We start from the raw sequence: 12480 nt of genomic DNA, 5'->3' as shown, positions 1-12480 counted from the left end.
GTGTGGCCGACGGATAGCAGTGAGTCTGGCTGGCCTAGGCGCCTCCATCGGCATCCTGCAAAAAATACAGGGATTCTTCGGCTGCGCCTCAAAATGACGGGGTGTGGGCCCCAATGACGCTTGCAGGGGGCACTTTGCGGTCCCCATGGAGGGTGTCATCCTCCGACTGCGTGCCGGCGCGCTCCACTCAGGATGACACCTGTGATAGCGGTGGAAATTCAACAAAGCAGATCAACGATGCGGAACTTGTCGATACACCTAGCTGATCTCGAAGATGTTCTCACTCTTCGAGGCGATCTCCTTGGCCTTGTCGGCGACGCGGTGCGCCACGGCGTAGATCTCGGACGAGAGCTTTGAATCCGGTCCTGCGAGCGCTATGGGCATTCCTCGATCTCCACCTTCGCGGATGGATGGATTGAGTTCCAGGGCGCCTAGAAAATCGAGGCCAAACTGGGCTGCGGTGCGCTCGGTCCCTCCTGCGCCGAAGACGTCGATGACCTCACCATTGGGCAGCGTCATCTGGGACATGTTTTCGACCAACCCGAGGACCTCGACCTTGACCTGATGGAACATCTCGAGCGCCTTGCGGGCGTCTTCGAGAGCCACGCTGGAGCCGGTAGAGACGACCACCGCACCCGTAAGCGGGACGGTCTGGACAAGTGAGATGACGACGTCGCCGGTTCCGGGAGGAAGGTCGATGATGAGGAAGTCCAGCTCACCCCACTCCACCTGCTGAATAAACTGGCGGATGATCTGGTGGAGCATGGGACCGCGCATTACCAGCGGCTTGTCGCCCGGCGAGATGAGCCCAATGGAGATGAACTTGACGCCGTGAGCCACGAGCGGCTCGATACGGTTTTCGCCGATGATGTTGGGCTGCCGCGTCGCGCCCAGCATCGTAGGCACGTTGGGGCCGTAGATGTCGGCGTCGATGAGGCCGACCTTGTAACCCAGCTTTGCCAGCGCCACCGAAAGATTGACCGCGACGGTGGTTTTGCCGACGCCACCCTTTCCGCTACCGACTGCAACCACATGCGCCACGCCCGGAAGGGGCTGCGGCGCCGGAGGAACTCCTGCTCCCATATGTCCCATAACAAATCCTTCCCTGAATCGATCTTCAGACGTGCCACTCGTCGCCGAGCGCAGCACGCATCTCTTTTTTGCGAAGCGTCTCGCCGGAGCGCATCTCGCGGCGGCGGCCCGCATCCTCGTAACGACGCTTCTGGTGCTCGGTCTCCGGAATCACCTGAGGGACGGCGATCCTGCTTCCATCCTTGTCCACCGCCACATAGGTCAGATAGGCGGAGGAGACGTGACGCATCCGGTTGTGCCGAACGTCCTCGACCATAGCTTTGACTCCGACCTCCATGGAGGTGCGATAGGCCCGGTTGACGCTGGACTTGAGGATCAGAAGGTCTCCCACCTGAACGGGCGCCAGAAAGTCCAGGTGATCCATGCTGGCGGTCACCGTGATCGCTCTGGCGTGGCGGCTGGCAGCCATGGCACCAACCAGATCGATGTACTGCATCAGCCGGCCGCCAAACAGATTGCCCAGGGCATTGGCATCGGAGGGAAAGATAATCTCGCTGCGTTCGGACTGCGACTCGGTTACGGTTCTTGCCAGGACGACTTCGCTCATTTCTTTCAGTGTAATCCGTGCGAGTCCATGAAGCAGAGCTGAGGCACCGGCGCTTGCCAATCGTATGCTCCTCAGCAGAACATCGAAGCTATGGATAGGATTGCCCTTCTCACCCAGGTACTTGAGCAGAATCCGAAAGACGCGTTTGCCCGCTATGGCCTGGCCATGGCCCATCTGGCCGGAGGAGATGTAAAGTCTGCGCTGATCGAATTCGCCACCCTGATTCAGCACAACCCGGACTACGTTCCCGCCTACCAGATGTCGGCACAGACGCTGGCAAAGGAGGGACGCACGGAGGAGGCGCTGGAACGCCTGCACAGCGGAATTGCGGCTGCGAACCGTACCGGCAACCAGCATGCGCTGGCCGAGATGGAGGCCCTGCGGGAAGACCTAAGGCGCTGATTCCACATCTAAGCAGGACATGCCGGTTACTTTGACCTGGGAACAGATCGCGATTCGGGTCCTGCTGGCGGCCATCGCCAGTTTTCTGATTGGCTATAACCGGGACGAGCGCGGGAAATCGCTCGGAATCCGAACCACGATGCTGGTGTGCCTGGCCGCCACCCTGGCGATGCTGCAGGCCAACCAGCTGATGGATACGACCGGGAAGAGGCCCGACTCGTTTGTCGTCCTGGACCTGATGCGGCTTCCTCTGGGCATCCTGTCGGGCATCGGTTTTATCGGCGCTGGAGCCATTCTGAGAAAAGACGGGCTGGTCTATGGGGTCACCACGGCGGCCACCATGTGGTTTGTGACAGTGCTGGGATTGCTGTTCGGTGGAGGACAGCTCAAACTGGCCCTGTCAGCCAGCGGGTTGGCCCTCTTTATTCTCTGGGTCCTGAAGTGGGTAGAGATGCATATTCCGACCCGTCGAAGCGGATTTATCGCCCTGGAACTCGGGGAGGACAATCCGCTGCCCGATCGCCCCAGGCCGACGGAGGCGCAGCTTCGGGAGAAGCTGGCTTTGGCAGGATATGAGGTGCGGAACTGGAACGCGCTCTACCGGCAGTCCGCCTTGTATTCGATCGAATGCGAAGTGCGCTGGCCGCAGACAGGTCATAGCCACCCGGATACGCCGAGTGCAATCCGGGAATTGACCGGGAGCTATCCTGTCTGTTCGCTCCGCTGGCGCTGCTGAGGCGCATTGACAGATAGACCTGCTTTCCGTGGGTGTCATCCTGAGCGGAGAGCGTTAGGGAAGGTTTGTAAGTCTCCAAACATCCCTCAGCGGCTAAAGCCGCATTGCAAGCAAATCACTTGCGGCACGGCTGAAGCCGTACCCTTAATAAAACCGGACTTAAATCAGAGGTTCCTTAGCGCGGAAAAGCCAGCTCTGAGCGCAGTCGAAGGGGAAGAATCTGCGGTCCGGAATGGTTGCCCGGCCGGCAGACCGCAGATCCTTCGACTACGTTTCCCGCGATAAGACCGCGCGAAGCTTCGAGCTTCGCTCAGGATGACACCTTCCTGGGGAAGACCAGATAGTGAGTACTCCGAATCGACTGCCATGGGGCATTTTGGGGTGGCCATGATCGCATTCAACATATGTGGCCACACCCTAAGGCGTGGCCGTGGTTGGGGGTTCTATACTTGGATATGGCGACTTCTCTTCCCGCGACCCTCGGCCAGCTCCGTAAGAGCGAATACTCCCCCGAACGATTAGCCCGCAGCGTCAAGGACGAGCTTCGTGAAAACCTGATTGCTCGACTGCGCGCACGGGAGACCATCTTTCCGGGAATCGTCGGCTATGAGGATACGGTTGTTCCCCAGATTGTGAATGCCATCCTGTCGCGGCACAACTTCATCCTGCTGGGACTTCGCGGCCAGGCCAAGTCGCGTATCCTGCGCGCTCTGACGACCCTGCTCGATCCGCATACTCCGTATGTGGCGGGTTCAGAGGTTCGGGATAACCCTTACGCACCCATCAGCAGGTATTCGCGTGACCTGATTGCAAAGCACGGAGATGAGACGCCCATCGCCTGGATGACCCCGGAAGACCGCTTCGTCGAGAAGCTGGCCACCCCGGACGTGACGGTTGCGGACCTGGTCGGCGATATCGACCCGATCAAAGCGGCACGGTCGAACCAGGACCTGGGCTCGGAGCTGACCATGCACTATGGCCTGTTACCTCGCGCCAACCGCGGCATCTTCGCGATCAACGAGGTTCCGGACCTCGCGGGCAAGATCCAGGTGGCGCTGTTTAACATCATGCAGGAGGGCGATGTACAGATTAAGGGCTACCCCGTGCGGTTGCCGCTCGACGTCGCCATCGTCTTCAGCGCGAACCCGGAGGACTATACGGCTCGCGGGAAGATCGTCACTCCGCTGAAGGACCGTATCGGCTCGGAGATTCGCACGCACTACCCCGAGGATATTGAAGAAGGCATCCGCATTACGGCGCAGGAAGCATGGTCGGAGCGCCCGGCGACCAAGATCGAGATTCCGCACTATGTACGGCAGGTGATCGAGCAGATCGCCTTTACGGCGCGTGAAGACAAGAAGGTCGACAAGCGCTCGGGGGTCTCGCAACGCCTGCCCATCACGACGATGGAGCTGGTGTTGTCGAATGCGGAGCGGCGTGCGCTGATTCACGGCGAAAAACTGGTCGTACCCCGCATTGGCGACATCTATGCTGCGCTGCCAGGTATTACGGGCAAGGTGGAGCTGGAGTACGAAGGCGAGATGCGCGGCGCCGATACCGTCATTCGCGAGATCATTCGCACTGCGGTTGCTCAGGTCTTCGACAAATACTTCGCTGGAACCGACACACAGCAGATTGAAGAATGGTTCAACCTGGGCGGTACGGTGCAGTTGAACGATACGCAGCCTGCATCGGCATCGCTGGCGGAGTTGAAGCAGATTCAGGGACTGCTCGAAAAGCTTTCACCTCTGAAGATCGACGGGGAAGCAGGTGCGGAGGTCACCGTGAGCGGAGCCGAGTTTCTGCTGGAAGGCATGACCGCACACAAGCGCATCAGCCGCGCGGAAGAGCGCGTGTTCACGGCGGCCGAGAAGAAGCAGCGGCTCGACCAGGCGACGCAGTTTGCAGAACGGATGCGGGAGCGCGAGCAGGAGGAAGAGTTCAACACGCGCAATCGCACGCGCAGGGGCTTCAACTAGGGTGGGGATCGGCCCATCTGCCGTCTTTGAAGCCAGGAGAGCCTATCCCTGGCGAAGTCGAATGGGATCGGCCACTCTTCTCTCCCGGCACGAGCGTTTCGGGAGAGAAGCGGATTCCTCCACTCCGCTACGCTTCGGTCGGAATGACAGCTCCTTCATGGGCTTTGTCGCTGTGAAAAGAGGCTAGAATGATTTCAGGGGACCTCCTATGAAGCGCGTCCGCTATACGAAGTTCACCGGCGATCTTTCCTCGAGCTTTGACCTTGAGGATCTTATGCAGGCCCTCTCCGATTTCCTGCTGGACTCCGGTTTCAACGACCCCTACTCGAACTTCCGCGAATTCAATGACCAGACGATGGAGAGTCTGCGGGATGCGGTTCGTCAGGCGCTTGAATCCGGCGAGCTCTTCGACGAAGAGGCGCAGGAGAAGTTCGAGACTCTGAGCGAAGATCAGGTCGAAGAGCTGGTCGACAAGATCATCCAGAAGATGCAGGACCAGAACTTCATCAATGCCGAGAGCCCGGAGCAGGGCCAGGGAGATTTTGGGCAGGCGGACGAAAATGCCCGCTTTGAGGTGACCGACAAAGGCATGGATTTTCTCGGCTACAAGGCTCTGCGCGACCTGCTGGGCCCGTTGGGAAAGTCGCAGTTCGGGCGTCACGACACACGGCACGAGGCTGCAGGCGTGGAGATCAACGGATCGTCGAAGCTGTATGAGTTTGGCGACACGCTGAACCTGGATGTCACGGCGACGTTCTCAAGCGTCTTTGCGCGCGAGGGGATCGGAACAGCGGTAGAGGGGGAGGAGCACCGGCCTCTGAATATTGAGTACTCCGATCTGCAGGTACACCAGTCGGACTACCAGTCTTCGTGCGCTACCGTCGTGCTGCTGGACTGCTCGCACTCGATGATTCTGTACGGCGAGGACCGTTTTACACCCGCCAAGCGAGTGGCGATGGCGCTCTCACACCTGATCCGAACGCAGTTTCCCGGCGACACGCTGAACCTTGTTCTGTTTCATGACACTGCCGAGGAGATTCCGGTCTCACAATTGTCGCGCGTCAAGGTTGGGCCGCACTATACCAACACGCGGGATGGGCTGCGGCTGGCTCAGCGCATTCTGGCCAGGCAGAACAAGGACATGAAGCAGATCGTCATGATCACGGACGGTAAACCATCGGCACTATCACTGCCAGACGGGCGCATTTATAAGAATGCGTTTGGGCTGGATCCGCTGGTGATCGAAGAGACGCTCGAAGAGGTCTCCCGGTGCAAGCGCTCGGGCATCATGATCAATACGTTTATGCTGGCCAACGATTTCATCCTGATGCAGTTTGTCCAGAAGGTCAGCGCGATGTGCCGCGGCAAGGCGTATTTCACGACTCCGCAGACTCTTGGAAATTATCTTCTGATGGACTTTATGTCGCGGCGGATGAAGACGGTCCATTAATTCCGGATTCTTACGACCTCGAACCGCAAGATCAGGTTCTGTTGTCTGCGATGAAGGTCTGCGGGCCGTACAGGCGAAATACAGGGATTCTCCGGCTGCGCCTCAGAATGACGGTTCTAATGGCGGATCAGTTCCCTTTCTCGTTGTCTTTGTGATGGAGATCGAGTCCGAATTTGGGTGAGCCCTTCGAGCCGCTGATCTTGATGGGGATCTCGGCTCCGGCGCCGTGCTTGCGGAAGAAAGGATCCACCGGCTTCAGCAGCCATGACTTCCACCACGTGGCCACCATATTGGAAAGTGCAGCCTTGGTGCGGACCTTGCCGCTGAAGTCCAGTTCGTTGCCATCGAGGGAATAGACTCCTGCGAGATTGATGTCGGCACCGGGTAGATCGTAATCCAGACGGCTAAATCGCAGCCTACCTGCGCCCATGCGGAAGTTGCCCACCATACGCGAATGAACGTCTTCCGCACCTGGCTTGGCCTGTTTCGCCTTTCCCTGAGCGCGAAGGCTTAGCATGTCGACTTTGTCCTGCCACTCCGGATTGACGAAGTGAATGGATCGGAGCGTGAACTGTCCATTCAGTCCGAGCTTTTGAGTGACACTGTCGTCTCCAGGCCGAATGGAGAGTTTCGTCTTCATGTTCAAACGGCCTGTCATGATCGCGGGCTGCTGCTTTACCGCAAGATCGAGGAAGTTCTGAATCTTTCCGTTTGGAACGATGACATCCAGATTGATCTGGTGACCTTTGCCTTTGATATTGATCACCTCGCCCTTGCAGGTGAATTCGGACTCGGCCAGCTTTGCGTCGACCGGCTGCAGATAGGTGTCTCCGCTGGTGCCGTCGACGATGGCATGAAACTTTGTATAGAGCGGGACGGGATGGTTCGCGGTATCGAGCGAGAAGTCAGGAACGTCCGTCGTTCCATCGACGACAATCCGATTCAGCTGTCCGGTAAACTCTCCGGTCGATGAGAGAATTCCGGCAATTCCCTTGATGGTATTCAGGTCCGCATGCTCGAAGGTGTACTTGCCCGTTACCGAGGAATCGCCGGGGCTCTCATTCACCCACGGCCCGAACGTCCCGACCGCATGAATTTCTCCCGTGGGGATGGCATTGACAAGAGTAGCGTCATATCGCCACGGACTATTCGGCCCTACGTTGTGCATCACGATATGGCGCAGGTAAAACTCCTTGGGCTCCTTGTCGGGCTTGGCGGTCCCGATGATGAGCCTGGAATCATCGCATTCGATCTGATCGACGACGATCTTGATCTTACCGATATGGCGATCGCTCTTTGGCGCCTGACGTCGCGCCTCCTTTGGCGGAACGCTGATCGTCATGCCCTCGACCTTCACCGTCCCGACGTGCATCGGCTTCTGAAACAGGCCCAGGACATTGGCATGGAACGAGAAATGTTTGAGCGCGATAAGCGGCTCCGTCGCCCCGGCAGCAACCACATCGTCGGGAGGGAAGATGCGCAGGCCATCGCCGGAGACCTCAAGCCCTTTGAGGACGGACACGTGGAAGCCATCCAGATCGACACGGCTATCGAAACGGGTGCTGAGCGTCTCGACGATTCTGCCACGCAGGATGGGGTCGGCGCGGTGAAGCAAAATCTCCAGGGCAGCAGCCATGCCAACGACAACAAGCAGGGCCGAGATGGCGATCCAGCCCCAAACTCCCCGCTTATGACGGCGGGAAGAAGTTAACGTGCTATTTGTGTGTTGCTTCGAGTCGTCCACAACGCATTGGATGCACGGATGCTCTCCCTCGTCTTCAGAAAGCAGCCCTCGAACATTTCCGTAACAAATTGAACCCCTGAAAGCTGTTACCCTTCTGCTTACCCCGTATCTAACGGGTCATACAGGGAACGCAGCTTGCCCCTGAATTCAAGGAGACTCCATGAAGAACTCTTTCAAGGCAATGATGTTAAGTGCGGCCGTAACGGGACTTCTGAGCGGCTCAGCCGTTCCGATCCACGCTGCCTCTATCAATCACGATGGCGCTCAGATGGGACAGGCTATGCTCGGTTCATCGATGATGGCCCAGGATACAGACAAGCATTCCTGTAAAGGGAAGAATGACTGTAAGGGTAAGGGCGGATGCAAAGCTGGCGACAACGGCTGCAAGGGCAAGAACAGCTGCAAGGGCAAGGGCGGTTGCGCCACCGACGGCTCCAAGAAGCACTAATGCGATAACGGTGTGCTGTATCGCCTGCGCAAGCGGCGATCGCGGCGGCGATACAGCACCGGGCGCACGTTTGCACGAGGTTTAAGGCAATGCCGGCAAATCGATTTAACGGATTCAGCGACTACGGAGTGGGTATCGGACTGCGCGTTCCGCACTACCGCCACATTCTGGAAAAGAAGCCGGTCGTCGACTGGTTCGAGATCATCTCAGAGAATTACATGGTCGACGCCGGGCGCCCGCTGACGGTTCTCGACAGCATCCTGGAGCAGTACCGCGTTGTGCAGCATGGGGTCTCGATGTACTTCGGTTCCGCGGAACCCCCGTCACGCGAGCATCTGCGACGGCTGAAGTCGCTGGTCCGCCGCACCAAAACGCCGTGGCTGTCCGATCACCTGTGCTGGGGGTCAGTCGATGGAACCTACACCCACGATCTGCTGCCCATGCCGTACACGTTTGAGGCCGTTAAGGTCACGGCTGAGAAGATTCGCCAGATACAGGACTTTCTGGAAGTTCCGATTGCTGTCGAGAACGTCTCCAGCTATGCGGAGTTTCACGTCTCGCAGATGACGGAGTGGGAGTTTCTCAACGAAGTCGTTGAGCAGGCCGACTGTGGCATTCTTCTGGACGTCAACAATATCTACGTCTCTTCACAGAACCACAACTTCGATCCGTTCACGTATGTGAACAGCGTGCCCGCCGAGCGTGTCGCGCAGATCCATATTGCAGGCCACTCGAAGTTCGAAAAGTACATCCTCGATACACACGATCACCCGGTCCTCGATCCGGTCTGGGCGTTGTACGCACGGGCCATCGAACGCTGCGGGCCAACGGCGACGCTGCTGGAATGGGACGACTCCATTCCCTCATTTGAGGAAGTTCATGCAGAGGCCCTGAAGGCCAATCGCTATCTGAATCCTCAGGAAAAGCCCGCGTTGGCGGTAACAGCATGAACGCGCCGGAGCTGCACGAGCTGCAACGGCGCATGGCGGCAGCCGTGATGCGTCCGCTGACGCGAGATGAACAGATGCGCAGGCGCGATGCCGAAAACCGTTCCGTCGATAAAGAGGCGTCCTCCTTTATCAAGCCCAATGACCGCCTCAGTTCCTTTGAACGGCTCGAGATCTACAACCGGCAGTATTGGTTCCGTCTCTTTTCTTCATTCGAAGAAGACTTTCCCGGCCTGAAGTCGATCGTGGGGAGCCGGAACTTTGAGAAGCTGATGCGCGCCTACCTTGAGGCGCACCCTTCGCGGTCCTTTACGCTGCGCAACCTGGGATCGTCACTGGTGGAGTGGCTCAAGGAGAACCCGCAGTACACTGCTCCGTCTACGCCTGACGCGGTGGCCATGGCCGCACTGGAGTGGGCGCACATTGAGGCGTTCGATAATGAACGACGAACACCCCTGACAGCGAACGACATTGCCGAACTGAACGACGGTTCGCACCTGGAACTGCAGCCATATCTTCGCCTGCTGGAGGCCCCAAGCGCAGTGGATGATGCGCTGATCGCCGTCCGCGATGCGTCTCAGGGGGCAGGAGCGCAGGCGTCGAATGCGGTCAGCATGCACCTGGTCCGTCGCACGCGCTCGCTCAAGCCGGCGCCAGGGCACATCTACCTTGCGGTCCATCGATTTGAGGACTCCGTCTACTACAAGCGCCTCTCGCGGGAGGATTATCTTCTGCTGCGCGCCCTGGAGCGGGGCGACACTCTCGGTGAAGCTATCGAAGCCGCATTTGCGGCCAGCACGCTCTCGGAAGGCGATCGAGCGGCGCACATTCAGTCATCCTTTCATTACCTGATGCAGATGGGCTGGCTCTGCATTCCCCGCACGATGGAGTCACGATGAACCCGCTCAAACGCCTGGCATACCTCCATGATCTCTTCTGCCGTGTGGCCGATCTACTCTGTTCCCCGTTGTTGCTTGCGATCCGCCTGTACTGGGGATGGCAGCTCGTTCAGACGGGGCTGGGAAAGCTGCGCAATCAGGCGCGGGTTGTGGACTTTTTCACGTCACTTAACATTCCCTTCCCTGCGTTGAATGCGCACTTCGTCTCCGGGCTGGAGTTCTTTGGAGGAATGCTGCTCATCGTGGGTCTGCTGTCGCGACCTGTTTCGCTGATGCTGAGCTGCTCGATGTTCATGGCGTACTGGACTGCCGACCGTGAGGCGCTGCTCGCGGTGTTCTCGGATCCGGGCAAGTTCTACGCCGCCGATCCATTTACCTTCCTCTTTGCGGCTCTGCTGATCGTGGCGTTTGGACCAGGCATGTTTTCGCTGGACTATCTCATGCTTACCGAGCATTCGTTTTTCCGATCGAATCCAGGTGAAGCAAGCCGCCTTAGAGCCTGAACATCGCGAGGGGAAGAATTTTCATGTACCTGAAGCAAAGCAGGGCGCCCCATAGACTGCACCAATGCTGTGTCCCTTGAATTTTGTATCGATATGCTATTGTCTTTCGTATGCGCAGACTGGTTTTAAGCCGGACAACATGGTTGTTTTTCGTGATTGTGTGGCTTGCATGGGCCTGTTTCACCACCCGGTACGCCATGTTGGATGATGCTCTGATCCATCTGCGATATGCGGAGTTTCTACGGTCAACCCATCTCATCACGTACGATGGAGTCCATCCGGATTATGGAACTTCAAGCCTCTTGTATGTAAGCCTGCTTGCGTTCCTGCGGGGCCTGACGACCAGTCCGCTGCTGCCGAAGATCGTTTCGATCTGCGCCTACTTCGGCTTGCTCGCATCGCTATGGTCTATCAGCTGCCGGCTCAAAACGAGCGTATGGGCAAAGCGTCTTTCGGTCGCGCTTCTGATTGGCTTTCTTACGCCGATGGCCATTCGATGGCTGACCGACGGAATGGAGACGAGCCTGACTCTCCTGCTTATCACGTGGGTGGCCATTCTCAGCCATAAAATAGCTCGCGCGCAGACCACTTCCGCCTGGGGATGGTTTGCACTGCCAGTCGTTGGCGCCGCTCTCGTGCTGATGCGGATTGAACTGGTGATGCTCGCATGTCTCGTCGGGCTTCTTTTGTGCGGACCACAGATACTTTTCTCTTCTGCCAGCCGGGGACAGGCTGTTGGGCGAGCCCTCGCGCTGCTGACGGGCACGGTGATCGTGATGGCCGTCATCACCCTACGCTTTGGACACCTTCTTCCCGATACCGCTTTGGCAAAGAGCGGCCGGCCATCTATCGTTCCCATCTTCGGCGTAATCCATGTCACGATCAGCTCGTTCATGCTTGGAATCGGTACGACGATTATTGCCATCGCCTCAGCTGTGATCGTTCTGCGCAAGATGACGCAAAGGGGTGTTTCTAAAGACCGATTCTTCTCATGGGCGATCGCCAATGCAAGCTACTGGATCATTCTGGTGCTGGCGTGCGTGCGCGGACAAGCCATCCAAGGTATCCGTTATATCCTATGGCCGCTGGTATTCAGCAGCGTCTGGAATATCCTCGAACTTGAAGAATTAGAGCGGGAATATCCGGCTCCGGCTCCAGCATCGCGTTCCATCACCGCTTTCACCTACGCCTATGTCCTGCTCGCGATCCTTATCATACCGATGGATGCCTGGTATGGATTTCACGCCATGATGGGCCGATCCAAAACATTTTTACAGATGCGCAACAGTGGACTTGCATCTCTTCGCGGAGAGACGATCGTTGCGGGAGACGTGGGCTTCATCAGCTACTTCAGCCAAGGCAACATCTGCGATGTTGACGGCCTGGTGAACGGCCGCGCAGTTGCTGCCCTGCCGCCCGATCTGCGCTACCAGCGGTGCGCGGAGGCAAAACCCAAAGCTCTCTTTTTGACCAGCAACCAGTTGCGATCGCTCAGCTCTCACCTGAGTCTCGATGACTGGTCGCAATGCGCTGTCATCGACTTTCAGAATGTAAACAGCCATGATCGCCATTATCTGATGTTGAAAAAAACCGACCAATCCCAACTGTGTGCAGAAGTTCATCAACGCGACGCTCACGCATCGGGCGAAGAATAATCCTGCATCTCCGCACATTTGAGTTATTTGTTATGGAACAACGAGCTTTTCCACTCCAGAATAGAAGGCCGTCGGAGG

The 12480-nt window shown here is 57.8% G+C and carries 12 protein-coding genes; 9 read left to right on the top strand and 3 right to left on the bottom strand.

The window, feature by feature from the left end:
• Positions 1-258: 258 nt before the first annotated feature.
• Both GWR55_RS02650 and GWR55_RS02645 read right to left on the bottom strand, forming a co-directional pair.
• On the bottom strand, positions 259-1092 hold the full coding sequence (locus GWR55_RS02650; RefSeq protein WP_162400877.1) for an Mrp/NBP35 family ATP-binding protein: 834 nt from the start codon (positions 1090-1092) through the stop codon (positions 259-261).
• 25 nt (positions 1093-1117) lie between these two features.
• Complete coding sequence (locus GWR55_RS02645; protein WP_162400876.1) at positions 1118-1639, bottom strand: acyl-CoA thioesterase; 522 nt, start codon at positions 1637-1639, stop codon at positions 1118-1120.
• 90 nt (positions 1640-1729) lie between these two features.
• Between GWR55_RS02645 and GWR55_RS02640 the strand changes: the two genes are divergently transcribed.
• From GWR55_RS02640 to GWR55_RS02625, 4 genes are all read left to right on the top strand, one after another.
• The gene (locus GWR55_RS02640; protein ID WP_162400875.1) at positions 1730-2041 is read left to right on the top strand and encodes a tetratricopeptide repeat protein; all 312 of its coding nucleotides are present in this window, start codon (positions 1730-1732) and stop codon (positions 2039-2041) included.
• 19 nt (positions 2042-2060) lie between these two features.
• The gene (locus GWR55_RS02635; RefSeq protein WP_162400874.1) at positions 2061-2777 is read left to right on the top strand and encodes an MgtC/SapB family protein; all 717 of its coding nucleotides are present in this window, start codon (positions 2061-2063) and stop codon (positions 2775-2777) included.
• 455 nt (positions 2778-3232) lie between these two features.
• The gene (locus GWR55_RS02630) at positions 3233-4756 is read left to right on the top strand and encodes a sigma 54-interacting transcriptional regulator (RefSeq protein ID WP_162400873.1); all 1524 of its coding nucleotides are present in this window, start codon (positions 3233-3235) and stop codon (positions 4754-4756) included.
• Positions 4757-4964: 208 nt separating this feature from the next.
• Positions 4965-6206, top strand: coding sequence for a VWA domain-containing protein (locus GWR55_RS02625; protein WP_162400872.1), 1242 nt, complete (start codon positions 4965-4967; stop codon positions 6204-6206).
• Between the two features lie 127 nt (positions 6207-6333).
• Here GWR55_RS02625 and GWR55_RS02620 read toward each other — a convergent pair whose 3' ends face one another.
• Positions 6334-7950: an AsmA-like C-terminal region-containing protein gene (locus GWR55_RS02620; RefSeq protein WP_238398596.1), complete on the bottom strand. Its 1617-nt coding sequence runs from the start codon at positions 7948-7950 to the stop codon at positions 6334-6336.
• A gap of 160 nt (positions 7951-8110) precedes the next feature.
• Between GWR55_RS02620 and GWR55_RS02615 the strand changes: the two genes are divergently transcribed.
• The 5 genes from GWR55_RS02615 to GWR55_RS02595 all read left to right on the top strand — a co-directional run bounded on the left by GWR55_RS02615 (position 8111) and on the right by GWR55_RS02595 (position 12402).
• Positions 8111-8398, top strand: a complete 288-nt coding sequence (locus GWR55_RS02615) for a hypothetical protein (RefSeq protein WP_162400871.1) — start codon at positions 8111-8113, stop codon at positions 8396-8398.
• Positions 8399-8487: 89 nt separating this feature from the next.
• A complete protein-coding gene (locus GWR55_RS02610; RefSeq protein ID WP_162400870.1) occupies positions 8488-9348 on the top strand; it encodes a DUF692 domain-containing protein in 861 nt (286 codons plus the stop codon).
• A complete protein-coding gene (locus GWR55_RS02605; RefSeq protein WP_162400869.1) occupies positions 9345-10244 on the top strand; it encodes a DNA-binding domain-containing protein in 900 nt (299 codons plus the stop codon). The genes GWR55_RS02610 and GWR55_RS02605 overlap by 4 nt, the downstream gene beginning before the upstream one ends.
• Entirely contained in the window at positions 10241-10747 is a 507-nt protein-coding gene (locus GWR55_RS02600) for a DoxX family protein (RefSeq protein WP_162400868.1), read from the top strand. The genes GWR55_RS02605 and GWR55_RS02600 overlap by 4 nt, the downstream gene beginning before the upstream one ends.
• Before the next feature lie 110 nt (positions 10748-10857).
• Positions 10858-12402, top strand: a complete 1545-nt coding sequence (locus GWR55_RS02595) for a hypothetical protein (protein ID WP_162400867.1) — start codon at positions 10858-10860, stop codon at positions 12400-12402.
• The last annotated feature ends 78 nt before the right edge of the window (positions 12403-12480 follow it).

The organism is Edaphobacter sp. 12200R-103 (assembly GCF_010093025.1).
Lineage (GTDB): Bacteria > Acidobacteriota > Terriglobia > Terriglobales > Acidobacteriaceae > Edaphobacter.
This window is presented reverse-complemented; position numbering and strand designations above follow the sequence as displayed.

Excerpts from the sequence above, each read along its gene's own strand:
- GWR55_RS02650 (WP_162400877.1), bottom strand. The coding sequence starts at position 1,092 with ATGGGACATATGGGAGCAGGAGTTCCTCCGGCGCCGCAGCCCCTTCCG.
- GWR55_RS02645 (WP_162400876.1), bottom strand. The coding sequence starts at position 1,639 with ATGAGCGAAGTCGTCCTGGCAAGAACCGTAACCGAGTCGCAGTCCGAA.
- GWR55_RS02640 (WP_162400875.1), top strand. The coding sequence starts at position 1,730 with ATGGATAGGATTGCCCTTCTCACCCAGGTACTTGAGCAGAATCCGAAA.
- GWR55_RS02635 (WP_162400874.1), top strand. The coding sequence starts at position 2,061 with ATGCCGGTTACTTTGACCTGGGAACAGATCGCGATTCGGGTCCTGCTG.
- GWR55_RS02630 (WP_162400873.1), top strand. The coding sequence starts at position 3,233 with ATGGCGACTTCTCTTCCCGCGACCCTCGGCCAGCTCCGTAAGAGCGAA.
- GWR55_RS02625 (WP_162400872.1), top strand. The coding sequence starts at position 4,965 with ATGAAGCGCGTCCGCTATACGAAGTTCACCGGCGATCTTTCCTCGAGC.
- GWR55_RS02615 (WP_162400871.1), top strand. The coding sequence starts at position 8,111 with ATGAAGAACTCTTTCAAGGCAATGATGTTAAGTGCGGCCGTAACGGGA.
- GWR55_RS02610 (WP_162400870.1), top strand. The coding sequence starts at position 8,488 with ATGCCGGCAAATCGATTTAACGGATTCAGCGACTACGGAGTGGGTATC.
- GWR55_RS02605 (WP_162400869.1), top strand. The coding sequence starts at position 9,345 with ATGAACGCGCCGGAGCTGCACGAGCTGCAACGGCGCATGGCGGCAGCC.
- GWR55_RS02600 (WP_162400868.1), top strand. The coding sequence starts at position 10,241 with ATGAACCCGCTCAAACGCCTGGCATACCTCCATGATCTCTTCTGCCGT.
- GWR55_RS02595 (WP_162400867.1), top strand. The coding sequence starts at position 10,858 with ATGCGCAGACTGGTTTTAAGCCGGACAACATGGTTGTTTTTCGTGATT.